General features: G+C 65.7%; 24 protein-coding genes. 11 read left to right on the forward strand and 13 right to left on the reverse strand.

Annotated features, from left to right (window positions below; genetic code table 11):
• Positions 1-3 precede the first annotated feature (3 nt).
• Together lipB and ACK4HJ_RS14005 are read right to left on the reverse strand one after the other, a co-directional pair.
• Positions 4-699: a lipoyl(octanoyl) transferase LipB gene (lipB, locus tag ACK4HJ_RS14000; protein ID WP_409832588.1), complete on the reverse strand. Its 696-nt coding sequence runs from the start codon at positions 697-699 to the stop codon at positions 4-6.
• A gap of 31 nt (positions 700-730) precedes the next feature.
• Entirely contained in the window at positions 731-1,048 is a 318-nt protein-coding gene (locus tag ACK4HJ_RS14005) for a YbeD family protein (protein WP_409832591.1), read from the reverse strand.
• Positions 1,049-1,348: 300 nt separating this feature from the next.
• On the opposite strand from ACK4HJ_RS14005, the gene ACK4HJ_RS14010 reads away from it, so the two are divergent.
• The 9 genes from ACK4HJ_RS14010 (at position 1,349) to ACK4HJ_RS14050 (ending at position 8,531) form a co-directional block, all read left to right on the forward strand.
• Positions 1,349-1,822 carry an ATP synthase subunit I gene (locus ACK4HJ_RS14010; protein WP_409832593.1) on the forward strand — a complete coding sequence of 158 codons (474 nt, stop codon included), beginning with the start codon at positions 1,349-1,351 and terminating at the stop codon, positions 1,820-1,822.
• Positions 1,823-1,843: 21 nt separating this feature from the next.
• Positions 1,844-2,722: a F0F1 ATP synthase subunit A gene (gene atpB / locus ACK4HJ_RS14015; RefSeq protein WP_409832596.1), complete on the forward strand. Its 879-nt coding sequence runs from the start codon at positions 1,844-1,846 to the stop codon at positions 2,720-2,722.
• Between the two features lie 56 nt (positions 2,723-2,778).
• Positions 2,779-3,048, forward strand: coding sequence for a F0F1 ATP synthase subunit C (gene atpE, locus ACK4HJ_RS14020; RefSeq protein WP_007847749.1), 270 nt, complete (start codon positions 2,779-2,781; stop codon positions 3,046-3,048).
• A gap of 34 nt (positions 3,049-3,082) precedes the next feature.
• Positions 3,083-3,553: a F0F1 ATP synthase subunit B gene (locus ACK4HJ_RS14025; protein ID WP_409832599.1), complete on the forward strand. Its 471-nt coding sequence runs from the start codon at positions 3,083-3,085 to the stop codon at positions 3,551-3,553.
• A 10-nt stretch (positions 3,554-3,563) separates the two neighbouring features.
• Entirely contained in the window at positions 3,564-4,106 is a 543-nt protein-coding gene (locus ACK4HJ_RS14030) for a F0F1 ATP synthase subunit delta (protein ID WP_409832602.1), read from the forward strand.
• 42 nt (positions 4,107-4,148) lie between these two features.
• The gene (atpA, locus tag ACK4HJ_RS14035) at positions 4,149-5,702 is read left to right on the forward strand and encodes a F0F1 ATP synthase subunit alpha (protein ID WP_409832605.1); all 1,554 of its coding nucleotides are present in this window, start codon (positions 4,149-4,151) and stop codon (positions 5,700-5,702) included.
• 18 nt (positions 5,703-5,720) lie between these two features.
• On the forward strand, positions 5,721-6,587 hold the full coding sequence (gene atpG, locus ACK4HJ_RS14040; protein ID WP_056058853.1) for a F0F1 ATP synthase subunit gamma: 867 nt from the start codon (positions 5,721-5,723) through the stop codon (positions 6,585-6,587).
• A 33-nt stretch (positions 6,588-6,620) separates the two neighbouring features.
• The gene (gene atpD, locus ACK4HJ_RS14045; protein WP_409832607.1) at positions 6,621-8,027 is read left to right on the forward strand and encodes a F0F1 ATP synthase subunit beta; all 1,407 of its coding nucleotides are present in this window, start codon (positions 6,621-6,623) and stop codon (positions 8,025-8,027) included.
• An 87-nt stretch (positions 8,028-8,114) separates the two neighbouring features.
• Positions 8,115-8,531 (forward strand): F0F1 ATP synthase subunit epsilon, encoded by a 417-nt coding sequence (locus ACK4HJ_RS14050; protein WP_409832609.1) that lies wholly within the window; start codon positions 8,115-8,117, stop codon positions 8,529-8,531.
• A gap of 544 nt (positions 8,532-9,075) precedes the next feature.
• On the opposite strand, the gene ACK4HJ_RS14055 is transcribed toward ACK4HJ_RS14050, so the two are convergent.
• From ACK4HJ_RS14055 to ACK4HJ_RS14075, 5 genes are all read right to left on the reverse strand, one after another.
• Positions 9,076-9,369, reverse strand: a complete 294-nt coding sequence (locus ACK4HJ_RS14055; protein ID WP_409832610.1) for a DUF4148 domain-containing protein — start codon at positions 9,367-9,369, stop codon at positions 9,076-9,078.
• 74 nt (positions 9,370-9,443) lie between these two features.
• Positions 9,444-9,737, reverse strand: a complete 294-nt coding sequence (locus tag ACK4HJ_RS14060; protein ID WP_409832613.1) for a DUF4148 domain-containing protein — start codon at positions 9,735-9,737, stop codon at positions 9,444-9,446.
• A 517-nt stretch (positions 9,738-10,254) separates the two neighbouring features.
• On the reverse strand, positions 10,255-10,587 hold the full coding sequence (locus ACK4HJ_RS14065; protein ID WP_409832615.1) for an STAS domain-containing protein: 333 nt from the start codon (positions 10,585-10,587) through the stop codon (positions 10,255-10,257).
• Positions 10,588-10,686: 99 nt separating this feature from the next.
• On the reverse strand, positions 10,687-11,790 hold the full coding sequence (locus ACK4HJ_RS14070) for an ABC transporter substrate-binding protein (protein ID WP_409832617.1): 1,104 nt from the start codon (positions 11,788-11,790) through the stop codon (positions 10,687-10,689).
• A gap of 71 nt (positions 11,791-11,861) precedes the next feature.
• Positions 11,862-14,570 carry an MFS transporter gene (locus ACK4HJ_RS14075; protein WP_409832620.1) on the reverse strand — a complete coding sequence of 903 codons (2,709 nt, stop codon included), beginning with the start codon at positions 14,568-14,570 and terminating at the stop codon, positions 11,862-11,864.
• A 115-nt stretch (positions 14,571-14,685) separates the two neighbouring features.
• Between ACK4HJ_RS14075 and ACK4HJ_RS14080 the strand changes: the two genes are divergently transcribed.
• Complete coding sequence (locus tag ACK4HJ_RS14080) at positions 14,686-15,435, forward strand: GNAT family N-acetyltransferase (protein ID WP_409832623.1); 750 nt, start codon at positions 14,686-14,688, stop codon at positions 15,433-15,435.
• On the opposite strand, the gene ACK4HJ_RS14085 is transcribed toward ACK4HJ_RS14080, so the two are convergent.
• From ACK4HJ_RS14085 to ACK4HJ_RS14095, 3 genes are read right to left on the reverse strand one after another with little or no spacing between them, the layout of a single operon-like run.
• A complete protein-coding gene (locus tag ACK4HJ_RS14085; protein WP_409832626.1) occupies positions 15,414-17,522 on the reverse strand; it encodes a PP2C family protein-serine/threonine phosphatase in 2,109 nt (702 codons plus the stop codon). The two genes, ACK4HJ_RS14080 and ACK4HJ_RS14085, sit on opposite strands and share 22 nt — an antisense overlap.
• Positions 17,523-17,532: 10 nt before the next feature.
• The gene (locus ACK4HJ_RS14090; protein WP_409832628.1) at positions 17,533-19,524 is read right to left on the reverse strand and encodes a hypothetical protein; all 1,992 of its coding nucleotides are present in this window, start codon (positions 19,522-19,524) and stop codon (positions 17,533-17,535) included.
• Complete coding sequence (locus tag ACK4HJ_RS14095) at positions 19,521-20,309, reverse strand: hypothetical protein (RefSeq protein ID WP_409832631.1); 789 nt, start codon at positions 20,307-20,309, stop codon at positions 19,521-19,523. The genes ACK4HJ_RS14090 and ACK4HJ_RS14095 overlap by 4 nt, the downstream gene beginning before the upstream one ends.
• Before the next feature lie 122 nt (positions 20,310-20,431).
• Between ACK4HJ_RS14095 and ACK4HJ_RS14100 the strand changes: the two genes are divergently transcribed.
• On the forward strand, positions 20,432-20,860 hold the full coding sequence (locus ACK4HJ_RS14100) for an ATP-binding protein (protein WP_409832633.1): 429 nt from the start codon (positions 20,432-20,434) through the stop codon (positions 20,858-20,860).
• 137 nt (positions 20,861-20,997) lie between these two features.
• Here the strand turns inward: ACK4HJ_RS14100 and ACK4HJ_RS14105 are convergent, their stop codons facing one another.
• The 3 genes from ACK4HJ_RS14105 to ACK4HJ_RS14115 are packed head-to-tail and all read right to left on the reverse strand — an operon-like array spanning position 20,998 to position 23,158.
• Positions 20,998-21,567: a TPM domain-containing protein gene (locus ACK4HJ_RS14105; protein WP_409832636.1), complete on the reverse strand. Its 570-nt coding sequence runs from the start codon at positions 21,565-21,567 to the stop codon at positions 20,998-21,000.
• A 5-nt stretch (positions 21,568-21,572) separates the two neighbouring features.
• Positions 21,573-22,505 (reverse strand): TPM domain-containing protein, encoded by a 933-nt coding sequence (locus ACK4HJ_RS14110; RefSeq protein WP_409832638.1) that lies wholly within the window; start codon positions 22,503-22,505, stop codon positions 21,573-21,575.
• A 41-nt stretch (positions 22,506-22,546) separates the two neighbouring features.
• Complete coding sequence (locus ACK4HJ_RS14115; RefSeq protein ID WP_409832641.1) at positions 22,547-23,158, reverse strand: LemA family protein; 612 nt, start codon at positions 23,156-23,158, stop codon at positions 22,547-22,549.
• Positions 23,159-23,275 lie beyond the last annotated feature (117 nt).

A 23,275-nucleotide genomic window follows, 5' to 3' on the forward strand; every position in this document is an offset into this window, starting at 1 on the left:
TGTTCAGGACGCCAACCGGATGCTGAGCTGCTGGCCCAGCACCTGCGCGGCTTCGTCCCAGGTGGTGTGGACCCCGATTGTAGAAAGGTCCACCGTGCGCAAGCCTGCGTAGCCGCAAGGGTTGATGCGCAGGTAGGGTTCCAGGTCCATCGCTACGTTGAGCGCCACGCCGTGGTACGTGCAGTGGCGGCTGACCTTGATGCCCAGCGCGGCAATCTTGCCCAGGCCTTCAAAGTTAGGCACGGGCGGCGCCGTGCCGATGCGTTTTTGCGGGCGCTGCGGCAGCAAGGCGTGGCTGTGCGGGTCTTCCAGGCGCACATAGATGCCCGGCGCCCCGCCCACTCGGTGGCCCGTGACGCCGAAGTGCAGGAGCGTGCGGATCACAGCCTCCTCCACGCGGTAAACATATTCCTTCACAAAATATCCGGCACGCTGCAGGTCTATAAGTGGATATGCCACTACCTGGCCCGGCCCATGGAAGGTGACCTGTCCGCCACGGTTGGTGGCCACCACGGGGATGTTCCCGGGGCTCAGCAGGTGATCGGCCTTGCCGGCGAGGCCCTGCGTGTAAAGCGGGGGGTGCTCGCACAACCAGAGCACATCTGGCGTATTGGGCGTGCGGGAGTGCGTGTAGTCCTGCATGGCCTGCACGGTGGCCGCATAGTCCACCTGGCCCAGTACACGGAGATCGACAGTCATGGTGGCAGCAATGGCGCCGGGCGCTTTGGTCTTACAAAACCACCTTCACCAGGGGGTGGGAAGACAGCGCGCGGTACAGGTCGTCCAGCTGCTCGCGGCTGGTCGCGGTGATGGTGATGGTTACTCCGAGGTAATTGCCAGCCCGGCTGTCGCGCAGTTCAATGGTGCTCGCGTCGAAGGTCGGGTCGTACTGACGCGCCAACTCAGTGATGGCATGCACGAAGCCATCCACCTTGGCGCCCATCACTTTGATGGGAAAGCGAGAGGGGTATTCGATGAGCGAATCCTTGCGCGGGTCGGTAGGCTGTGTGTCCAGTCCGTTTGTAGGCGGCGGTGTCGAGGAGGTCATGGTGCGAGTTGAGGTGTGGGCTGCTGCGGATTCAGTAGCTGCTGCGGCTTGCGGATTGTGCTTGAGCGCGCTTCCGAAGGCTCGGGTGGCGCGCGGTGCACGTGCGCTGACAGGTGCGCCAAAACGGTGCATGGGAGTCTCGAGACTTTCCGCAAAGCCGTTGGCACATCGCCACAACCGCGCGGGTGGGTGCACCGGTTTCGTGCCCCGCTTGCGGGTCTTTGTTGGGCGCCATGGGTTTTTACTTATAATTAGAGGCTTTGTGAAAGTTGCGGTCTGTAACGCGGGCGTCATTCAACAATGAAAACAATCGCGCCTGAGACTGAAACTGAGGCTGAAGAATCTGACTTCAAGCCCCTGACGCCCGAAGAGGCGCAGGCGTGGCGAAGCCGTCATCCGCCCCTGTCGGTGTGGAAGGTGGTTGCAAGTCAGGCGCTGGTCGGCGTGCTGGTGGCTCTGGTGGCTTGGCTGCTCACGGACAGTGCGCTGGTGGGGTGGTCTGCGGCTTACGGTGCGTTGGCTGTGGTGGTCCCGGCAGTCCTGTTTGCGCAAGGGGTGTTGCGCCAGAAAGTGTCCTCCGATCCGCGCGCAGCGATGGTGGGATTCTTTGGATGGGAGATCGCCAAGATCGTGCTGACGGTCGCGCTGCTGGTGGCAGCCCCCTGGCTGGTTCCGGGCTTGAACTGGGTGGCTTTGGTGGTCAGCATGGTGATCACAATGAAAACGTACTGGGTAGCACTGTTGGTGCGGCCCGGTGTTCGAAAAACCGATTGATAGTTACGAGAGAGTTGTCCGATGGCCGCAGAAGCGCACGCTCCGACTGCAAGTGAATACATCGTTCACCACCTGCAGCATCTTCAAAACGTTCAACAGACCAAGATCGTCGATTTTTCGATCATCAACTACGACTCCATCATCATCGGGTTGTTTCTGGGCATGTTGACGCTCCTCATCCTGTGGAGCGCAGCCCGCAAGGCCACGTCCGGCGTGCCCGGCCGCTTCCAGGCGGCGGTGGAAATGCTGGTGGAGATGGTGGACAACCAGGCCAAGGCCAATATCCACAACGCTGAAAGCCGCAAGTTCATTGCGCCTCTGGGCCTTACAGTGTTCGTCTGGATCTTCCTGATGAACTTCATGGACATGATCCCCGTGGACCTGTTGCCTTCCATCTGGGCATGGATTTATGGCGCAGCCGGCCATGACCCGCACCACGCTTACCTGCGCGTTGTGCCCACCGCCGACCTTTCCACCACTCTGGGCCTCGCATTCGCGGTTCTGATCCTGCGCTTCTGGTACAGCGTCAAGATCAAGGGCGCTGGCGGCTGGGCGCACGAGCTGGTCTCTGCGCCTTTCGGCACCAGCAAGAACCCCATCTTTGCCCTGATCCTGGGCGTGGTGAACGTGCTGATGCAGATCATTGAATATGTCGCCAACACCGTGTCGCATGGCATGCGGCTGTTTGGCAACATGTACGCCGGCGAATTGGTGTTCATGCTGATTGCCCTCATGGGTGGTGCGGCTGCGCTGTCGCTGTCGGGTGTGCTGCTGCCTGTGGGCCACGTCATCGCTGGCACCATCTGGACGCTGTTCCACATTCTGGTGATCTCGCTGCAGGCTTTCATCTTCATGATGCTTGCGCTGATCTACCTTGGTCAGGCGCACAACGCGCACTAATCGGTTTCCCTTTCGTTTTTCTTTCCTTAACTTTTCTTTTTTACTCAGGAGTCATCATGGAAAACATTCTCGGTCTCGTCGCTCTGGCTTGTGGTCTGATCGTTGGTCTGGGCGCTATCGGCGCTTCGATTGGTATCGCTCTGATGGGTGGCAAGTTCCTGGAATCGTCGGCTCGCCAGCCTGAGCTGATCAACGAACTGCAAACCAAGATGTTCATCTTGGCCGGTCTGATCGACGCTGCGTTCCTGATCGGTGTTGCTATCGCCCTGCTGTTCGCATTCGCCAACCCCTTCGCCTCTACGTTCTTGGCCAACCTGCCCAAGTAATTCCCGTTCAACGCCACTCTAGAAAGGTGTTGCCGTGAGTATCAACGCGACCCTGTTCATTCAGGCCATCGTCTTCCTGATCCTGGTGTGGTTCACGATGAAATTCGTGTGGCCTCCGATCGCGAAGGCGTTGGATGAACGAGCCCAGAAAATCGCCGAAGGCCTCGCTGCTGCCGACCGTGCCAAGTCCGAACTGACCGCTGCCAACCAGCGCGTCGAAAAGGAACTGTCACAGGCGCGCAACGAAACGGCCTCGCGTCTTGCGGACGCCGACCGCCGTGCCCAGGCCATCATCGAAGAAGCCAAGGTACGCGCCACGGAGGAAGGCAACAAGATCGTTGCATCCGCACGTGCCGAAGCCGAGCAGCAAACGGTGCAAGCCCGCGAAGCCCTGCGTGAGCAAGTGGCTGCGCTGGCCGTCAAGGGTGCAGAGCAGATTCTCCGCAAGGAAGTCAACGCCGGCGTTCACGCCGACTTGCTCAACCGCCTGAAGACCGAGCTGTAAGGGGATCAACATGGCTGAACTCGCCACCATTGCCCGCCCTTACGCCGATGCCCTGTTCAAGGCCGCTACGGCGGGTGCGGGCATGGACCTGACCAGCACGGCTGACTGGGTCGATGAACTGGCGGCCATAGCCGCCAACCCGCAATTGCGTCAGCTGGCGGACAATCCCAAAGTGACGGCAGACCAAGTGTTTGCTGTCGTTACGGGGGTTGCGCGTTCGGCGCTGCCCGATACGGCCAAGAACTTCCTGCGCACCGTTATCGACAACGGGCGCCTGAATGCGCTGCCCGAAGTGGCCGCGCAGTTCCGAGCCCTCGTGAATCGCCGCAACGGCACGTCGGATGCCGTGGTGCACAGCGCTTTCCCCCTGGATGGCGCTGCCCTGGCTTCGGTCAGCGATGCGCTGCAAAAGCGCTTTGGCCGCAAGCTCAATCTCACCGTTCAGCTGGATGAATCGCTGATCGGTGGCATTCGCGTAGTGGTGGGTGACGAGGTGCTGGACACTTCGGTCAAGGCCCGTCTTGAACAAATGAAAGCGGCCCTCATCGCCTAAGGCGGTGAGGTCTCAGCGAACCAAAGAAAGAAGGAAAGAGTCATGCAACTCAATCCCGCAGAAATTTCTGAACTCATCAAGAGCCGCATCGAAGGTCTGGCCGCCAGCAGCGATATCCGCAACCAAGGCACCGTGGTGTCCGTGTCGGACGGTATCGTGCGCGTGCACGGCCTGTCGGACGTGATGCAAGGCGAAATGCTGGAGTTCCCCGCCACCAAGGACGGCGCTCCGTCGTACGGTCTGGCACTGAATCTCGAGCGCGACTCCGTCGGTGCCGTGATTCTGGGCGAATACGAGCACATCTCCGAAGGCGACACCGTCAAGTGCACGGGCCGCATTCTGGAAGTGCCTGTAGGCCCCGAACTGGTCGGCCGCGTGGTGAACGCCCTGGGCCAGCCGATCGACGGCAAGGGCCCCATCAACGCCAAGCTCACCGACGTGATCGAAAAGGTCGCTCCTGGTGTGATCGCCCGTAAGTCCGTGGACCAGCCTCTGCAGACCGGCCTGAAGTCCATCGACTCCATGGTGCCCGTAGGCCGTGGCCAGCGCGAGCTGATCATCGGCGACCGCCAGACCGGCAAGACGGCAGTGGCCATCGACGCGATCATCGCCCAGAAGGGCCAGGGCGTTACCTGTATCTATGTTGCCATCGGTCAGAAGGCATCGTCGATCAAGAACGTTGTGCGCGCTCTGGAACAAGCCGGCGCCATGGAGTACACGATTGTGGTGGCCGCATCGGCCTCCGAATCGGCTGCCATGCAGTACGTGTCCGCCTACTCGGGTTGCACGATGGGCGAATACTTCCGCGACCGCGGCCAGGACGCCCTGATCGTGTACGACGACCTTTCCAAGCAAGCTGTGGCCTACCGCCAAGTGTCGCTGCTGCTGCGTCGCCCACCAGGCCGCGAAGCCTACCCTGGCGACGTGTTCTATCTCCACAGCCGCCTGCTCGAACGCGCAGCCCGCGTGAACGCCGACTACGTCGAAGCCTTCACTAAGGGTGAAGTCAAGGGCAAGACCGGTTCGCTGACCGCACTGCCGATCATCGAAACGCAAGCTGGCGACGTGTCCGCCTTCGTGCCTACCAACGTGATCTCGATCACCGACGGCCAGATCTTCTTGGAAACCAGCCTGTTCAACGCCGGCATCCGCCCTGCCATCAACGCGGGTATCTCGGTGTCGCGCGTCGGTGGTGCTGCCCAGACCAAGCTGGTGAAGAACCTGTCCGGTGGTATCCGTACCGACCTGGCCCAGTACCGTGAGCTGGCTGCGTTCGCTCAGTTCGCTTCCGATCTGGACGAAGCCACCCGCAAGCAACTGGACCGCGGTGCCCGCGTGACCGAGCTGCTCAAGCAGGCACAGTACAGCCCGCTGTCCATCTCGCTGATGGCTGCCACGCTGTTCGCTGTGAACAAGGGCTTCATGGACGACATCGAAGTTAAGAAGGTGCTCGACTTCGAACACGGCCTGCACCAGTTCCTGAAGACCAGCCACGCAGCTCTGCTCGCCAAGCTGGAACAGGCCAAGGCCATGGACAAGGATGCAGAAGCCGAATTGACCGCAGCGATCGCCGCGTTCAAGAAGTCGTTCGCTTAAACCGGACGAGGAGCCATCATGGCAGCAGGCAAGGAAATACGCGGCAAGATCAAATCGGTGGAAAACACCAAGAAGATCACCAAAGCCATGGAAATGGTGGCCGCATCCAAAATGCGCAAGGCGCAGGACCGGATGCGGGCTGCCCGCCCATACAGCGAGAAGATCCGCAACATTGCAGCCAACCTCGGCAAGGCCAACCCGGAGTACGTGCACCCGTTCATGAAAGTGAACGATGCCAAGACCGCTGGCGTGATCGTGATCACCACGGACAAGGGCCTGTGCGGCGGCATGAACACCAACGTGTTGCGTGCTGTGACGACCAAGCTGCGTGAGCTGCAGGGTGCTGGCGTCTCGACCGAAGCCGTGGCGATTGGCAACAAGGGCCTGGGTTTCCTGAACCGTGTGGGCGCCAAGGTGGTTTCGCACGTGACGGGCCTGGGCGATACCCCTCATCTGGACAAGCTGATTGGCCCGGTGAAGGTGCTGCTCGATGCATACGCAGAAGGCAAGATCAACGCGGTGTACCTGAGCTACACCAAGTTCATCAACACCATGAAGCAGGAATCGGTGGTGGAGCAGCTGCTCCCCCTGTCCTCCGAGCAGATGCAGGCTGAGAAGACGGAACACGGCTGGGACTACATCTATGAGCCCGATGCGCAAAGCGTCATCGACGAGCTGCTGGTCCGTTATGTCGAGTCCCTGATTTACCAGGCGGTTGCGGAAAACATGGCGTCCGAGCAGTCGGCACGCATGGTGGCCATGAAGGCCGCCACCGACAACGCCGGCAGCGTCATTGGCGAGTTGAAGCTGGTCTACAACAAGACGCGCCAGGCAGCGATCACGAAAGAACTTTCGGAAATCGTGGCTGGCGCCGCTGCTGTGTAAGCAGCTCAACAAACTACTTTATTGGAGCGAAAAATGGCTCAAGTGCAAGGCAAGATTGTTCAATGTATCGGCGCTGTGGTGGACGTTGAGTTCCCGCGCGACCAGATGCCCAAGGTTTACGACGCCCTGAAGCTCGAAGGTTCGGCCCTGACGCTGGAAGTGCAGCAGCAGCTGGGCGACGGCGTGGTGCGTACCATCGCGCTGGGTTCGTCCGACGGCCTGCGCCGCGGCATCATGGTGACCAACACCGGCAACCCCATCACCGTGCCCGTGGGCAAGGCTACTCTGGGCCGCATCATGGACGTGCTGGGCACGCCCATTGATGAGCGCGGCCCAGTGGGTCAGGAACTGACGGCTTCTATCCACCGCAAGGCGCCTGCGTACGACGAGCTGTCGCCCTCGCAGGAGCTGCTGGAAACCGGTATCAAGGTGATTGACCTGGTATGCCCGTTCGCCAAGGGCGGTAAGGTGGGCCTGTTCGGCGGCGCCGGTGTGGGCAAGACCGTGAACATGATGGAACTCATCAACAACATCGCCAAGGCCCACTCGGGTCTGTCGGTGTTCGCTGGTGTGGGTGAGCGTACCCGCGAAGGGAACGACTTCTATCACGAAATGGCCGATTCCGGCGTGGTCAACCTGGAGAAGCTCGAAGAGTCCAAGGTGGCCATGGTGTACGGCCAGATGAACGAGCCCCCAGGCAACCGCCTGCGCGTGGCGCTGACCGGCCTGACCATCGCCGAGTCGTTCCGTGACGAAGGCCGTGACGTGCTGTTCTTCGTGGACAACATCTACCGCTACACGCTGGCCGGTACCGAAGTGTCCGCTCTGCTGGGCCGCATGCCTTCCGCCGTGGGCTACCAGCCTACGCTGGCCGAAGAAATGGGCCGTCTGCAAGAGCGTATTACGTCCACCAAGGTGGGCTCGATCACCTCGATCCAGGCCGTGTATGTGCCAGCGGATGACTTGACCGACCCATCGCCCGCCACGACCTTTGCCCACTTGGACTCCACCGTGGTGCTCTCGCGTGACATCGCTTCGCTGGGTATCTACCCTGCCGTGGATCCTCTGGACTCCACCAGCCGTCAGCTGGACCCGAATGTGGTGGGCGAAGACCACTACACCACGGCTCGCGCAGTGCAGGGTACGCTGCAGCGATACAAGGAACTGCGCGACATCATCGCCATTCTGGGCATGGACGAACTGGCTCCTGAAGACAAGCTGGCCGTGGCCCGCGCTCGCAAGATCCAGCGTTTCCTGTCGCAGCCTTTCCACGTGGCCGAAGTGTTCACGGGCTCCCCAGGCAAGTATGTGCCGCTGGCCGAAACGATCCGTGGTTTCAAGATGATCGTGAACGGCGAGTGCGACCACCTGCCAGAACAAGCGTTCTACATGGTCGGCACCATCGACGAAGCCTTCGAAAAGGCCAAGAAGGTGGCCTGATTGCCCGGCGGTTGAGCCGCAGCGGTCCCTCGCGGCAGCGGCTCAACCTTCAGCGATCGAGCAACCCACCTTTTCTTAGGAGCAATGATGAACACCATCCACGTTGATGTGGTCAGTGCCGAAGAGTCCATCTTCTCCGGTGAAGCGCGTTTTGTAGCGCTGCCTGGTGAAGCGGGCGAGTTGGGCATCTACCCCCGTCACACCCCGCTGATCACCCGCATCAAGCCGGGCTCGGTGCGCATCGAGATGGCCAACGGTGACGAAGAGTTTGTTTTCGTGGCCGGTGGCATTCTGGAAGTGCAGCCCAACTGCGTGACTGTGCTGTCCGACACCGCGATCCGCGGCAAGGATCTGGACGACGAAAAGGCCAATGCGGCCAAGGCATCGGCCGAAGAAGCGCTCAAGAACGCCAAGAGCGAGTTGGACCTGGCCAAGGCCCAGTCCGAGCTGGCTGTGATGGCTGCCCAGATTGCGGCGCTGCGCAAATACCGTCAGAAGAAGTGATCTGGAACCCGGTTTCGGTGAACGATAAAAACCCGGCCCTGCCGGGTTTTTTTACGCCTGCGCGCAAGACGTGGGCGGAGGATGGACGTAAAGCGTTTACCGAGGCGCGAGCAGCGCGTGGCTTGCGGAACTAGTCCACCGAATCCGACAAATCGGCGATGCGCCGAGGCTGCGGTGGGTGCGCGGCAAGGCGTCTGGCGCAGCCAAGGCTTGGCTGCCTTGGCAAGACAGGCAACACCGCCGGGCGCCCGCCGCCTAGATTGCGGCATTGCCAGACCCTCACGCACCGCCGATTTGTCGGATTCGGCGGACTCGAGGCATGTTTCTAAGCACTGAAGCCATTGGCGCTGGCATCGAGCGTCCACCCGGCCGGCGCGCTGGTCAAGACGCTGCTCGTTCCGCGTGGCACGGTCCTCGGGGCACTGACCCAAAGAAGCCCTACCCAACATATCTTGCAGGCCAATAAAAATAAGAAAGGCCGAGATCGCAACGACCTCGGCCTTCTTTGAAGAGATGCTGCGCTGGCGCAGCCCATCCATAAGATTTACATCGAACCGATTTCGCCCGAAGAGATCTGGCCTGTGCGCAGCGCGTCGGCTGCCTGGGCACGTACGGCGGCGCGGTCGGCGGTGGACTTGTAGGTCACGACGCGCGAACCAGCGGGCTCGATGCTGCGTGTTTGGGCCACGGTGGCGGCCTCGGCCTGCACTTCCGCACGGGTGCGGTTCGTCTCGAACTTCGTCGCGTACTGCGAAGCGTCGGCTTCATCAGCCTGAGCGCCAAAAGAAGCGAAAGCAGCCACAGCGGCGAGGGACAGGAAACGTGCGGTCTTGTTCATGGTGAAACTCCTGGAGAGATGATCAGAAAACGGAGAAAAAGAAAAGAAGCTTTAGGGAAGGGCGTGATGCTGGATTACATCGAGCCCAGTTCGCCGTGGGGGATCTGGCCGGTGCGCACGGCGTCGGCAGCCTGGGCGCTCACGGCAGCGCGGTCGGCGGTGCTCTTGTAGGTCACCACACGCGAACCGGCGGGTTCCTGGCTGCGGGCCTGGGCCACGGTGGAGGCTTCGGCTTGCACTTCGGCGCGGGTGCGGTTGGTTTCAAACTTAGTTGCGAACTGCGAAGCATCGGCTTCGTCAGCGTGGGCGCCAAAAGATGCGAAAGCGGCAACAGCGGCGATGGAGAGGAAGCGGGCAGTGGTGTTCATGATGATGAAGTCCTTCAGTTAAAAAAAGCGTCTCAAAAAAGCCGGGAAGAAGCAGTCAAGGCACGGGCGAAAAACTGGCTGCAACCCGGGTTCGGTGAGTCGCCTTGCGGGTTCGGCTCATCGATGGGATGAACTGTACGCCGCAGGTGTTCAGAGAAAAACTACCGAGTCGCAAACTAACTGTTCCGGTATTGGAAACAATAGGCGGAATCGGTGCGGCGGTGCGTAGTTGCCGCGGGATGAAACGGTCGCTCACCGGCAGGAACCGCCGATGACCCATCTAACGGGGGGGCACGTTGCGGCAGGCCGTCGCCACAGCGCGGCTGTGTACCGGCTCCACACGAACGGAAGAGAAAAAGGGCCGCTGCGGGTAAGCGCACGGCCCTTGGATGAATGTGGCGAGCACTGCTCCGAACAGCGCTCTGGCACTTAAAAATGATAGCTACCAGCGCTTGCTGTACGAGCGCTAGTGGCCAAAAACATCAAAAAATGTTGGGGAAAGCTGCCGGCGCTTTTTCTAGACCTTGGCCAGCCCCTCGTCCAGCGTGCCCGTAATGGCAAACAGGCTGAGGAAGCCGCTCATGTCGAACACCTCGCGCACCATGGTCTGCAAACCCACCAGCACCAGCCTGCCCTTGCTTGCACGCATCTTCTTGCCGGCCAGCAGCACCACGCGCAGGCCAGCCGAGCTGATGTAGTCGAGCTGGGACAGATCGAACACCAGCCGCTGCGTGCCGGCGTCCAGCTGTTCCGTGACAACGCGCTCCAGTTCGGGCGAACTGCTGCTGTCCAGGCGGCCACAAGGGCGCAGGATGAGGATGTCGCCGCGGTGCTCCTGTTCGAGATTCATGGGACGCGTTCCTTGGATGGGATGGGGGAGTCAGAGAAGGGGCGAAAAAGAAGGGCGCATTGTAAGAGCCGTGCGGATGCCTCCGGTGCGCACTACGCATTACTTGGCGGCTTGGTTCTCCACGTTGATGACTTCGGCCACGTTCAACAGCAGCATGGGCGGGTACAGGCCCAGCGCCTGCACGGTGCGCATGTTGATGAGCAACGAGAAGCGTTGCAGGGTGGAGGCCGGGATGTCCTGCGGGCGCTTCTTCTCCACCAGAATCTGGCGCGCCATGGAGGCGGCGTACCGGCCGATGTTGGACCCGTTGGAGAACAGGCCGAACATGCAGCCGGACTGGCGAACAATGCTTTCGGTGGCGCAGAAGGTGGGCAGCTTGTTGTCCAGGGCCGCCGAGGTGACCGCGTCGCGATGGGTGTAGGCCAGAAAGGTAATGGGCCCCACGTACAGCAGGTCGGCGCCCTGCTGGGCAATGCTCTGGATCTGGGGCGCGATCTGTGCCGGGTCGGGCGCGCCGCCCGCCAGAAGGGGCAGGCTGGCCTCCACGACTTCGAAGCTCTGGGCCCGCGCCAGTTCCTTGAGCCGGTCGCGGATCAGCGCCGAGTTCGGCTCCGCAGGGTTGTGCAAAAAGCCCAGCTTGGAGAACGGCCGGTAGGCGCGGATCGCGTTCAGCTGCACTGGCAAAGGCGCGACGTGGCTCACCCCGGTCACGTTGCGGTTGGGCTGCTCCAGCGTGGGAATCAGCCCGGCGCCGACGGGATCCGTCACCTCGGTGAACACGATGGGGATATCGCGGATCGAGGTACCTGCGGGTTGGTCGTGCCGCCCGGCAAGCGCGAGAGAGGTCGGCGTGCCCCACACGTAGATGAGATCGGGGTTGGCGGCACGCACGCGGCTGCGCAGGTCCTGTATGTCGTCGGCCTTGCCTGAGAAGCGGATATTCACGTAGCGCACCGGAACGTCCTGCCGCTGCAGATAGCTGGTGAAGCCGGCCTCGATGTTCTGGTCGTCGCGCACCAGCACCATGGCCACGGTGTAGCGCGCGGTGGCGGCCGAGGCAGCGGCCGCGGCGCCTGCGGCACTTCCCGCTGCACTGGCAGGCGCCTGCTGGGCGTGGCCAGCGCCTGCGGCCAGCACCATCAGGGCTGCGGCGCCGGCACGCAGCCAGACGGTTGGCGTGGTGAAAGACATCGGGAGGTGCATGGAGGTCTCCTGGTCGCGTGTTGGGGCGCTGGGCAGGGTGATCAAGGGAGTGTGATGCATCGGGCTGGCCTTTAGGCGGGCGTGGCGCTGCTTGCGCGCTGCACGCGCAGACCGGCCACCAAGCCCAAAGTGGCAAGCGTCAGCAGTGCGCCTACAGCCACCACAGCCCCCGCATATCCGAAGGCTGTGACGGCCACGGCAGTGACAAACGGCGCGACGATGCTGCCGCCGCGCTCAATGAGGCGGAAGGCTGCGAGGGCTTGCTCGGGTGTGGCCGCCGCTGCGCGGTCTGGCTGGTGCTCGAAGAATTCGGTGGTCAGGGCGATCTGCGGCGACGACTGCAGCGCCTGCCCAAAACCCAGCAGCGCACAGCACGCGGCCATGCCCCACACACCGCCCAGCAGTGGCAGCGACAGGCAGGCCGCCACACTCAGCACCCCGCCAAGCACGATGAACGGCTTGCGCTGCCCCAGCAAGTCCGACCAGTGCGCCACCAGGGTGGCGGTGGACGCAAAACACAGGAAGTACAACAGCAGCACGCGCCCTGCCACGGCCGGTTGCTGCTGCAGTTCATTCATGTACAGCGGCACTACCACCGACAGCACGGTGACGGCCACCAGCCGTGCCGGGAGGGCCGAACCGAGGATCACCCACACTGCGCGCGGCTCGCGCAGCACGGCCACGTAGCCGCGCCAGCCGCCGGTAGTGGCCAGGCCGCGCTGGGCCGCGGGGCCGGCGGGCATGGCCCGGTCCAGCGACAACCGCATGGCCACCACCAGCGCGGCCGCCATGCACAAGGCGCAGGCCACGAAGCCCGTCACATCGCCCGCGCGCGCGGCGATCATGCCGCCAAAGGGCGGGCCCACAATGCCCGCCGCCACAATGGCTGCGGCCACCTCCGCCAGGCCCCGCGCACGCTGCTTGGGTGGGGTGATGCGGACGATGGCGGTCTGCACCAGGATGAGGGCGAGGCCGTAGGCCGCGCCGCCCGTGGCACGCAGCACGATGAGCGTCCAAGCGTCCTTGGCCATTGACGTGGCCGCCAGCGCAAACATGCCCACGAGCGCGGCAAACACCAGGCTCCAGCGCAGGTCGAAACGCTTCGCCAATGCCGGGCCCAGCGGCTGTGCCAGCGCCAGGGTGGTCATGAAAGCCGCCACCGGCAGGCCGGCCATCATGGCGGGCGACAGCACCATGTCGAAGGGGCGCACCTCGCTGGCAAACACCGTGAAGAAGGGGCGCAATAGCTCTTCGGACAAGGCCACCAGAAACACCGTGAGCCGCAGCAAGGTGAGCTGCGAAGCCACGGCCGAGGGGACCACGGCCGATTCCTCCGGGGCGCTGTGGCGTTGGCCCACCGCTTCCAGCAGCTGGGCGCGGCACTCGGCGGCGTCGCGGTCGTGTGCGGCGGCCACGTCCTGGGCCACTACGTGGCGGCGCTGCCAGCGGCGCTGCACGTGCTGCCACGCCCGGGCCTGCGCATAGGCAGACAGCGGATACAGCAGCGACTTGCGCCACAGGCCGCGCGAGAGCTCGCGCACCAGCACCGCAGCAATCACCAGGGCCAGCACCAGGTCCAGCAGCATGCCGGCGAGCTGGCGGTTGACGTAGTCGGCTGGGTAGCCCACCACGACGGTGCCGCCCGCGTCTGTGACCGCCACCGCGCGGCGGTACACGTCGTCGCTATCGCTGCCGCCCGCACCATCGCCTGCGCTAACAGTCGCAGCGGGCATGGACTCACGCTGCGACGCGGCGGCTTGCGTCCCCCAGGTGGCGTGGGTGGCCGGCGCATCGCCCTTTCGCAGCGCCAGATAGCTCAGCTCCGGGGCTTCGGCCAGCTGCTTCTTGAACAGTTCGTCCACACCGCTCAGACCCTCCCAGGGCACACCAGCGGCCATGGCCCGCGCCACCTGTCCGGCCAGGGCTCGGCCCACGGCATCCGCGTTGCTCTGGATCTGCTGAGTGACGAAGGGGCGTGCCGCCTCGCGCGCAATCCACACCATGCTGAACGGCGCTGCCACCAGCGCCAGGGCCAGTGCCACCCACAGCGCCTTGCCGTATCCAGTGGGGCGCAGGCCGCTGCGGTCGGGCTGCACTGATCCCATGACCCGCGTGCTCCACCGCAGCAGCGCCCACCAAGTAAGGAACAGGGTAAAGGCGATCAGCGGCAGGGCCTTCAGCACCATGCTCAGCGCCGCATCGTGCGCCTGCTTGCGCACCTCCCCGGGGTCCATGGCCGCCCACAATGTCGCTGCGGGCACGCCGGTGGAATCAAACATGGCGGTGCCCACGTACACCGCCCGCGCCGTGGTGCGCACGCTGGGCGGGTGGTCGGGGCCGTTGCCCAGGAGGGGCGCGTTCCAGCGCAGGTCGATGCCGGTGCGCAGCGCTTCGTCACCGGCGCTCGCGATCACCTCGCCCCGGTCGGTGTCCACAAACACGGCGCGCACGGCCTTGTCTTCGGACTGCAGGCGCTGCAGCCGCTCGACCAGCGAGGTCTGGTCGGCCACTGCCACGCCAAACTGCATGCCGCGCTCGGCCTCGTCCGCCACTTGGTGCATCAGGCGCACCACACGGTCCTGCGACAGCTGTGTGAGCAACTGCTCAGTGCGCCATGCGATGAGGACCAGCGACAGACCAAACAGCGCCAGCGAGAAGATCGCCGCAAAAATCAGCGACTCGCGCCGCAGCCGGGGTTGCAGGGCTGCAAGGTCGGTGCGCGGGGGGACGAGGTCGGTTGCGGGAGCCTCGACCGGGCTGGGGGTGGGAGTGTCAGTCATGGTGGGGTCCCTCTGGCAAGCCGGCCTGTGCAACGCCGGTCGCTGCGTGTTTGTATTTCTTTGCAACATCAGCGACGTAGTGCACACTCGCACGTCCGCTGCTGGAGTCCCTGGTTTGCTGTCGCTGATCCACCATGCCCGCCCTTTTTTGCCACCGGATGTCGTGTTTCGGCAGCACCCGGAGCTGCGCGCGCGCCTGCTGCTGCCGGGCGATTTCGGTGCCTGGTTGGCATTGCGCGACACAGTAATCGCTGGCCTGCCTGACCCTGATCTCTATGTGCGCGAGGACGATGAGCGCGCTTTTTTCGATGCCCACACGGAACCCGCTGGCGAAACCATTGGCGTGTTCGCCCACGGCGAGCTGGTGGCCTATGCGATGGTGGGTTTTCCGGCTTGTGGGGGCGCGGCGCTGAATCTGGGCAGCACCATCGGCCTGTCGGCAGCGCAACAAGGCCGCGTCACGCATCTGTCGAGTTGCATGGTGGTTCCCGCATGGCGCGGCCACGGCCTGCAACGGGTGCTGCTGGCGGCGCGCCTGTCGCTGGCGCACGCCCGGGGCCGCCCTGTGTGCCTCGCCATGGTGTCCCTGCACAACCACTCCAGCCGCCACAACCTGCTGCGCCAGGGACTGCACATCGCGTGGACCGGCGCCATCGATGGGCTGCAGCGCCATGTCGCCATGATCGACCTGGAGCATGGCCTGCATTTCGACATGGCCGATGAAATACTGTTGCCCAGCAACGACTTCGGGGCGCTGCGCGATGCGGCGTCGTCGGGCTACGCCTGTATCGGCGAGGTGCGCGACGCATCGGGCGTGCGCTTGCGCTATGTGCGGCACCTGCATCACGACCGCGCTCCCTGGTAGGTGATTGCCACCACGGTGATGTCGTCGGCCTGCGCCGCACCGGCTTCGAAGGCACGCACCGCCTGCACCACCCGTTGCGGCACGCCGCCCGCGTGGCCCTTGTGCACCGGGTCGGCGGCCACTGCCTCCATGGCGGCCAGCAGCGCGGGCTCGCCAAACAGCGTGCCCTCCTGGTTATTGGCTTCGGTCACGCCATCGGTGTACAGCAGCAGCGTTTCACCGGGCGACAACACGATCTCGCCTTCGATGTAGTCCTGCCCTTCCATCACCGCCAGCGCCATGTTGGCGCCGCGCTCGAAGTATCGGGCCTTGCCGCCCTGCAGCCATACGGGAGGGTTGTGGCCCGCATTGACGTACGTGAGCCGGCCGCTGCGCAGGTGCAGAACGCCGTAGAACACGGTCACGAACATCATCTGGTCGTTTTCCGCGCAGAGCTGGTCGTTCAGCGCGGCAATGGTCGCGCCCGGCACGCGCAGGAAGAGTGCGTTGCTCTTGAGCAGAGTGCGAGAAATAGCCATGAAGAACGCCGCCGGCACGCCCTTGCCGGACACGTCGGCCACAACCACGGCCAGGTGCTCGTCGTCGATGGGGAAGTAGTCGTAGAAGTCGCCCCCCACTTCCTTGGCGGGAATCATGGTGGCGGCGATGTCCACCTCGCCCACGTCGGGCGCCGAGCGCGGCAGGATGGACAGTTGCATCTGGCGCGCAATCTCCAGCTCCTGCTGCAGGCTGGCCAGCATGGCCTGGGTCTGTACCGCGGCCTGCAGCTCGCGCAGCAGCTTGAGCAAACGGCTCTGCTGGGTGCTGACCAGCCCCGACATGCGGCCCAGGATACCGGCCAGCTCCGCCAACTGGTTGGGCGAGCTGTGGGGCAGAGTGTCTGCACTGGCCGATGACTGCGCCGGCGGCGTTGCCTGGGCCGCAGGGGCTTCGCCGCGACTGCCCAGCGCCGCCAGTATCTCGTCGCGCGAGGTCGGATCCAGGCTCTCGGCCAGAGACCGCAGCTGGTCGCGGATGAGGCGCTCCTGCTGGTGCCGTGTGCGAATGCGCTCCTGGCGCAGTGTCTCCAGGTTGAGCAGTTCGGAGCGGATGGCCACCACGCCCCGCGCAATGGCGCCGGATTCGTCCTCGGCCTCTTCTTCGCCGTCGTCGAGCGAGGCATCCGTGGCACCGCTGGCCAGGGCCTTGAGCACGCCCACCGAGCGCGTGAGCGGCTCCATTGCATGCTGCATGTAGGCCGCCAAGCCCATAACGATGAGCACCGCAAACAGCAGGGCTCCGCCAGCTGCTGCAATGTTGAAGAACTGGTCCGAGCGGTGCTGCGCGCTCACGTCCTGCATCCACACCAGCGCGCCCACCACGCGGTTGTCGGGGTTGAGCACAGGCTGGCTGATGAGCTGCAGGGCCGCCTTGCCGGCGCCATTGCCGTCACCCTGTGTGGGTGTCGACAGGATGATGGCCTGCGGCGACCGCACCGGCACCACGGCACCGGTGGCGGACAGCGCCCCGGGCTGGGTGCCCAGCGTCTCCTTGCCACGCATGTTCACCAAAAACATCTCTCCGCCCAGGTACGCGGCCAGCTCGGGCAGCCGCCGCGACACGTCCTGCCCCACAGCCAGGGCGCCGCCTTCAAAACCGTGCACCACCACCCATGCGTATTCGCGCGGCGCCACCTGGCTCAGCCCGCGCACGCCTCCGGCGGCCGTGCTCATGGCGGCCTTGACCCAGCCGTATTCAGCCAGGGGCTGCGGATCGAAGCCCGGCTCGGTGGTGGACACCAGGCCACCGCCCGGCGCCACGATGTCGATGCGCAGCCCGGGAGCCTGCCGCACGGCATTCGCCAGCAGGGTGTCGATGCGCTGGGCGGCACCTGGCGCCTGCGGGTTGCGAAACGCGGGGTCTTCCAGCAGCCGACGGGCCAGGGCGTCCTGCCGCTCCAGGCTTTCGTTCTGCAGCTTGTCCCAGGCAATGCGCTGTCCCTGCAACAATGCCTCGTTGTAGCGCTGCTCCCAACGCTGCTCCCCCAGCCAGCCCATGGTGCCAAGCGCTGCCACCAGCAAGGCCATGGCCAGCAGCAGAATGAGCATGATCCGACTTCTAAGCTGCATCACGGCCCCTTGGTAAGCCCTGGGGCGGCGCGCTCCGATGGCGCCACACGCTCCAGGCAAGGGCCCCGGTGGCCGCCAGGCTGGCACCGGCCGGAGTCCAGCCCACAGCCAGCAGCGCCCCGGCCAGCGCGGCGCCTGCGGCAGCGCCCAGCAGCCACAGCGCAGGCGGGCGGGACTCCATGCGCTGCACCGCGGCCAGGGTGTGGCCTAGCAGGGCGGCGGTGCACAGTCCCGCCGCGCCCAGCAGGGCCGGGTGCGCAACCCAGCTGGCTGGCACGGCCCAGGCCAGGCCGTTCAGTACGGCAGCCATCAGCAGCAGGACCCCGCCGCGGCCGCGCCGCACGCGCGCGGGCGCCAGCAGACCTGCCACCAGCCCCAGGCCCAACGCACAAGCCAGTACGGGGTTGTCCAGATGATTCGCAGGCGCGGTGGAGGCCGCCAGACCAAGCGCCGCCACCAGCCCGGAGGCCAGGGACACGCCCAGGCCGATGCCCCTGGGCTGTGCGCGAACCGTGGCGACAGCCTCCACCAGGCCGGCATGCGGGTCGCGCACGCGGTTGCGCCAGGGGCTGCGGGGTTCGTTCCAGCGCAGAAGCAGGAAGCCCGCGCACACCACGGGCAGCATGACGGCCAGCACACCGTACAGCGCGCCCAGGGCCGCCATTGCCACCGCGCCCAGCGCGGGCCCCAGCCAGACGGCGGCGCTCAGCCACGCGCCCAGCGCCGCGGCCGGCCACCGCGGCATGGCGTGCGCGTGGCCGTGCCGATAGGCGGACCGCTCCACAGCCGAGCAGGCGGCCAGCACCGCCCCGGCAGACAGCCCGCACCACGCGGCCGTGCCGTACAGGACGTCGTGTTCGCCCAGGTTGGCGAGGACCCCCGTGGCCAAGACCCCCGCCATGGCGACCAGCGCGGCGCAGGCCGAGAACAGCACCGACAGCGCAGGCCAGCGGCGCTGTTGTGTCACCCCGCCTGCCAGCGCGGCGGCGCCCAGCCAGGTGCTTGCTACGCCGGCTGCGTGCAATGCAACGCTGCCTGCCGACAGGGCCTGCGCCAGCAGCAGGCCGGGGAGGGCGGCGGCGCCCATGGCAAGCAGCAGGCTGGCCCAGAACGTCTGCGCCTCGGCCGCCACCACGCGGATCTGCACCAGGCCGTGCTCGGCAAAGCGGTTGTGGCCCTCGGCGTCGGCCAGCAGCTTGTCCAGGTAGTCGCGCCGGTGGGCCTGGGGTTCGGTCTGGCGCAGCGATGCGATCAGCCGCCGCACCCGCACCAGAGTCTCGTGCACGCCGCGCACTGCGTGGCTGAGCTGCTGGGCGCGCAGGTCAAAACCGCGCCGGTTGGGCAGTACCACCGACCGGTCGTAGCGCCCGCCCGCAATGGCCCGGGTGGCCAGTCGCACGGCATGGTTGCGCAGCAGGGGACCGTGGGCTTCCGAGAAGCGGGCCGCCAGAAAGGCCAGCGTGGCCAGCAGCAGGACGGTGGGGATCAGCAGTGCCGCAGCGCTGCGGGCAAAGGCGCCCGCACCCGTCTCCTGCAGCACAAGGCGCACCGTGCCCTGGGTGATGCCGCCCACCACCACCGGCGCATCGGCCACGGTGCCGGCGTTGGCACGGGCGGCGCGGTCCCGCTCCACGCGGTGCAAAACCTGGCCTGCGACCTTGAGCAGGGCGATGGAATGGATGTCGGCGTGGGCCACCAGGCGCTGGTTGAACAGCGCATCTACCCCCACCAGCGCGTCCATGGGGATGCCGATCTCCAGCGCATGCGCGATGCGCTGGCTCAGCGACTCGGCCATCAGCTGGGCGCGGGTGCGTTCGCTGTCCTGGCGCATGTCCCGGAGCTGGTGGTGGGTGAGCCCGGCCAGCAGGGCCGCAGCCAGCACCAGCAGCACCAGAGCCGCTGCACCCAGCCGCAGGGCCGACCCGGTGCGCGCGGCGCCTGCAGCGGCGGATGGTTTGTGGGGGGCGGCGTTGCCGGTCATTCCTGGCGCTCGCTTTCGTCCAGCCGGGCCAGGCACAGGTCCATGCGCTGGCGCACGGCCGCTGACTGGGCGAGCGCCCGGGCCAGCGGGCCTGCGCGCTCCTGCGCCAGGTGCCGGTAATGCGCCGCCAGCGCCCAGCGTGCCGCCAGGCCGCCCAGCAGAACCACCGCCACCAGCAGGCCGCAGGTGGCCAGCAGCAGCGGGCTCAGCAGTGTGTCGCGCAGCGGTTTGCCATTGGCCCACTGCAGCGCGGGGGCCGGGGCGGCATAGCTGGTTGTGATGTGACCGACCACCTCACCGAAGGCGTTGTGCAGGGGCAAGCCGGTGATGGCTTCGGTACCGATCTGCGCGGTCCAGGCACGGTCGGTGCGGTCGCCGGTTTCGGCCGCCGCTGCGGCGCGCGGATGCAGCGGCTCGCCCACGGCGCCGCGGTCGGTGCTGAACAGGGCCACGCCTGCGCGATCCACCACGTCGATGGCGTGCAGTTGCCGGTCGGCCGAAAGGGCTTTTTCCAGGCGGGGCTGCACGGCGCGGTGGTCCGGCAGGTCCAGGCCCAGGGCCAGGTCGCCCTCGATGGATTCCTGCAGCGCCGCGAGCGTGAGCGACAGCCGTGCGCGCTGAATGTTCTGCTCTTCGTGCGTGCGGACGTTGAGCAGCAAAAAGGCGATCAGCAGCACGCCCGCCAGCACGATGAGCAGCCACAGCCCGGCCACTTCCCACAGCGCAGCAAAGCCGGGCGAGGCCGCAGGCGCGCGGGCGCTGAGGCCGTCCGCGCCCGGCTGCACGGCTCTTTCAGCAGGAGAAACCGCCGCCCGGCTCATGCCACAATGCGCCGACGATTGCGCTGGCCCACCCGGGTGGGGAGGCGCGGATCAATGTCCATGGCCCCTTCCAGCGCTTGCTGCCTATGAACCACCCGGCTGAACTGCAATGCACCCTGTCCGGAACCGTCGCGGAGCTTCCAGCGTTCTTCGAGCGTCTGGAGGGCTGGGCTGAGGAACATGGCGTGCCCGTGCCGCTGGCATCGTCGTTCGGTCTCATGCTGGATGAGCTGCTGACCAATGTGGCCACCCACGGCTATGCCGGCCAGGGAGGCCCGGTGTCGGTGAAGGTGGTGTTTGACGAGCCTGCCACGCTGAGCGCCGTGCTGCGCGATCAGGCACCGCCGTTTGATCCCACCACGCTGGTGGCTGCCGATGTCGAGGCAGCGCTCGAAGACAGGCATGTCGGTGGACTGGGTGTGCATTTCGTCAAGAAGTTGGCGGAACGTTTTGTTTACCGCCGGGACGGCGCAGTGAACGAGGTCTCGATCTCCCGCACCTGGGCAACGCCCTGAGCGAGGCGGCCCTCTCTCGCGGAGGGCTGGCTCATCGACTGTTGCAAAGTGTACAGGTGCCACACGGCCCGTGACCAGCGGAATGGCGACAGGCGTTGCCGCCGCGCCGCGCTCTGCGGCTTGCCGCCCAGGGGTGCTCAGCCCGCGCGGCCGATGGTGGGATGGTCGGGCAGTTCGTTGGGGTGCGGCTCGCTGGCTGCAGTGCCCGCGTCTGCTGGGAAGTGCCGCACCAGCAGCGCCGACACTTCGGCCAGCGCAGCGGTCAGCCCTTCTTCATGGCGCCCCGCGCGAAAGGCCTCGCCCATCTGCGCCACCATGGCCTGCCAAGTGCCCGCCGGCACATGGCGCGCCAGCCCGCGGTCGGCCACGATCTCGATGGCGTGGTCGGCCTCCAGCAGGTAGATCAGCACGCCGTTGTTGGCTTCGGTGTCCCACACGCGCTGCTTGCCAAACAGGGTGAGTGCACGCTCCCGCGCGTTGGCGCCGCGCCACAGGTACGACAGGGGCAACCCGCCTTCCACGCAGATGCGGATCTGCCCCGTGTGCCGGCGTTCGCTGGCAGCCACGCGCTGCGCCAGACGCTCTACCATGTCGGGCGGAAAACTCCGGCGCAGCGCGCCTTCGGCCCAGCGGTGCCGCACCAGGCGAGCGATGCGTTGAAAGAGCCCGGTGGGCGCAGTGGAAGAGGGCGCTTGTGTCGCTGCCATGTGGTTCACCAATCTCCCGAGGCGCCACCGCCGCCAAAATCGCCGCCGCCGCCCGAGCTGAATCCGCCCCCGCTGCTGCTGCCGCCGCCGCCGCCGCCGCTCCAGCCTCCACCACCGCCCCAGCTGCCGTGGCTGTGATCGCCTCCACCATGGATCACGGGCCCGCCGCTGCGGCCGCTGAAGAACCAGGTGTAGACCAGGGCGAGAAGCCCCGCGCCCACTGCCACCGCCAGACTGGACGTGAGCCAGAACGCCACCGCGCCCACGCCGCCGCCCATGAGCAGACCGCCCGGCGCGCCCCCAAACAGGCTGCGCAGCAGCGGGCCCAGCACGATGACGCCGAAGAACAGGAAGAGCGCCAGGTCTGTCCAGTCAAAACCGCTGTCGCCCGCGCCGCTGCCAGCCTGGGCAGGCTCGGACTCGGGCGCGGGCAGGTTTTCGCCGGCAATGCGGGCGTCCAGTTGCGCGATGGCGGCGCGCAGGCCGCCCGCGTAGTCGTTCTGCTGAAAACGCGGCTTCATGGCCGTGTCGATGATGCGGGCGGCCGCGATGTCGGGGATGGCGCCTTCCAGCGCCTTGGCCACCTCGATGCGCATGCGCCGGTCGCCCTTGGCCACCACCACCAGCACGCCGTCGCCCACGCCGCGGCGCCCCACTTTCCACGCGTTGCCCACGCGGTTGGCAAAGGCGGCAATGTCCTCGGGCGCCGTGCTGTTCACCATCAGCACCACCACCTGCGAGCCGCGCGATTGCGCCAGCGCCTCTAGCTGCACCTGCAGCGCCTGCAGTTCGGCGGCGCTCAGGGTGCCCGTCTGGTCGATGACGGGGCTGGTGAGGGCGGGCACGGGTACCAGCGCCGCATCCGCCCGCGCCCACGGCAATGCAAAAACTATCAAAAAGATAGCTGCCAGCGCTTGATGGATAAGCGCTAGAGGCACTTTTGGCTCATATTTTGATGGAGCGCGGACCCGATGGGCGCTCAGGGCTTTGGCCGCGAGGCCGAGAAGTCCACCGTGGGCGGCGCAGTAATCTGCGCCTCGTTGGCCACCGTGAAGCTGGGCTTGGGTGCGTAACTGAACACCATGGCCGTGAGGTTGCTGGGGAAGCTGCGGGCCAGCACGTTGTACTCCTGCACGCTCTGGATGTAGCGGTTGCGCGCCACGGTGATGCGGTTCTCTGTCCCTTCCAGCGTCACCCGCAGGTCCCGAAAACCCTGGTTGGCCTGCAGCGTGGGGTAGCGCTCGGACACCGCCATCAGCCGCGACAGCGCGCCCGACAGTTCGCCCTGGGCCTGCTGGAAGCGGTTGAACGCCTCGGGGTTGTTCAGCGTCTCGGGCGTGACCTGGATGGCCGTGGCCTTGGCGCGCGCCTCGATCACGCGGGTGAGCGTCTCCTGCTCGAAGTCGGCCTCGCCCTTGACCGTGGCCACGATGTTGGGCACCAGGTCGGCACGGCGCTGGTACTGGTTGAGCACCTCGCTCCAGGCGGCCTTGGACTGCTCGTCCAACCGCTGAAAATCGTTGTAGCCGCACCCGCCGAGCGCCAGGGTGGCGGTCAGCAGGGCGATGAGGGCAAGAAGGCGTCGTGTCATGGCGGATGGCCGGCACGCGGGCCGGGGTGGCAGAAAACGCAGACTGTGCCAGAAACACCGGGCCGCCGAAAAGACCGGCGGCTGCGGGGCCCGGCGCTGTGACCGCACAATATCGGC

The organism is Acidovorax sp., from assembly GCF_046294525.1.
Taxonomy (GTDB): Bacteria; Pseudomonadota; Gammaproteobacteria; order Burkholderiales; family Burkholderiaceae_C; genus Acidovorax.

Excerpts from the sequence above, each read along its gene's own strand:
- lipB (WP_409832588.1), bottom strand. The coding sequence starts at position 699 with ATGACTGTCGATCTCCGTGTACTGGGCCAGGTGGACTATGCGGCCACC.
- ACK4HJ_RS14005 (WP_409832591.1), bottom strand. The coding sequence starts at position 1,048 with ATGACCTCCTCGACACCGCCGCCTACAAACGGACTGGACACACAGCCT.
- ACK4HJ_RS14010 (WP_409832593.1), top strand. The coding sequence starts at position 1,349 with ATGAAAACAATCGCGCCTGAGACTGAAACTGAGGCTGAAGAATCTGAC.
- atpB (WP_409832596.1), top strand. The coding sequence starts at position 1,844 with ATGGCCGCAGAAGCGCACGCTCCGACTGCAAGTGAATACATCGTTCAC.
- atpE (WP_007847749.1), top strand. The coding sequence starts at position 2,779 with ATGGAAAACATTCTCGGTCTCGTCGCTCTGGCTTGTGGTCTGATCGTT.
- ACK4HJ_RS14030 (WP_409832602.1), top strand. The coding sequence starts at position 3,564 with ATGGCTGAACTCGCCACCATTGCCCGCCCTTACGCCGATGCCCTGTTC.
- atpA (WP_409832605.1), top strand. The coding sequence starts at position 4,149 with ATGCAACTCAATCCCGCAGAAATTTCTGAACTCATCAAGAGCCGCATC.
- atpG (WP_056058853.1), top strand. The coding sequence starts at position 5,721 with ATGGCAGCAGGCAAGGAAATACGCGGCAAGATCAAATCGGTGGAAAAC.
- atpD (WP_409832607.1), top strand. The coding sequence starts at position 6,621 with ATGGCTCAAGTGCAAGGCAAGATTGTTCAATGTATCGGCGCTGTGGTG.
- ACK4HJ_RS14050 (WP_409832609.1), top strand. The coding sequence starts at position 8,115 with ATGAACACCATCCACGTTGATGTGGTCAGTGCCGAAGAGTCCATCTTC.
- ACK4HJ_RS14055 (WP_409832610.1), bottom strand. The coding sequence starts at position 9,369 with ATGAACAAGACCGCACGTTTCCTGTCCCTCGCCGCTGTGGCTGCTTTC.
- ACK4HJ_RS14060 (WP_409832613.1), bottom strand. The coding sequence starts at position 9,737 with ATGAACACCACTGCCCGCTTCCTCTCCATCGCCGCTGTTGCCGCTTTC.
- ACK4HJ_RS14065 (WP_409832615.1), bottom strand. The coding sequence starts at position 10,587 with ATGAATCTCGAACAGGAGCACCGCGGCGACATCCTCATCCTGCGCCCT.
- ACK4HJ_RS14070 (WP_409832617.1), bottom strand. The coding sequence starts at position 11,790 with ATGCACCTCCCGATGTCTTTCACCACGCCAACCGTCTGGCTGCGTGCC.
- ACK4HJ_RS14075 (WP_409832620.1), bottom strand. The coding sequence starts at position 14,570 with ATGACTGACACTCCCACCCCCAGCCCGGTCGAGGCTCCCGCAACCGAC.
- ACK4HJ_RS14085 (WP_409832626.1), bottom strand. The coding sequence starts at position 17,522 with ATGCTCATTCTGCTGCTGGCCATGGCCTTGCTGGTGGCAGCGCTTGGC.
- ACK4HJ_RS14090 (WP_409832628.1), bottom strand. The coding sequence starts at position 19,524 with ATGACCGGCAACGCCGCCCCCCACAAACCATCCGCCGCTGCAGGCGCC.
- ACK4HJ_RS14100 (WP_409832633.1), top strand. The coding sequence starts at position 20,432 with ATGAACCACCCGGCTGAACTGCAATGCACCCTGTCCGGAACCGTCGCG.
- ACK4HJ_RS14105 (WP_409832636.1), bottom strand. The coding sequence starts at position 21,567 with ATGGCAGCGACACAAGCGCCCTCTTCCACTGCGCCCACCGGGCTCTTT.
- ACK4HJ_RS14115 (WP_409832641.1), bottom strand. The coding sequence starts at position 23,158 with ATGACACGACGCCTTCTTGCCCTCATCGCCCTGCTGACCGCCACCCTG.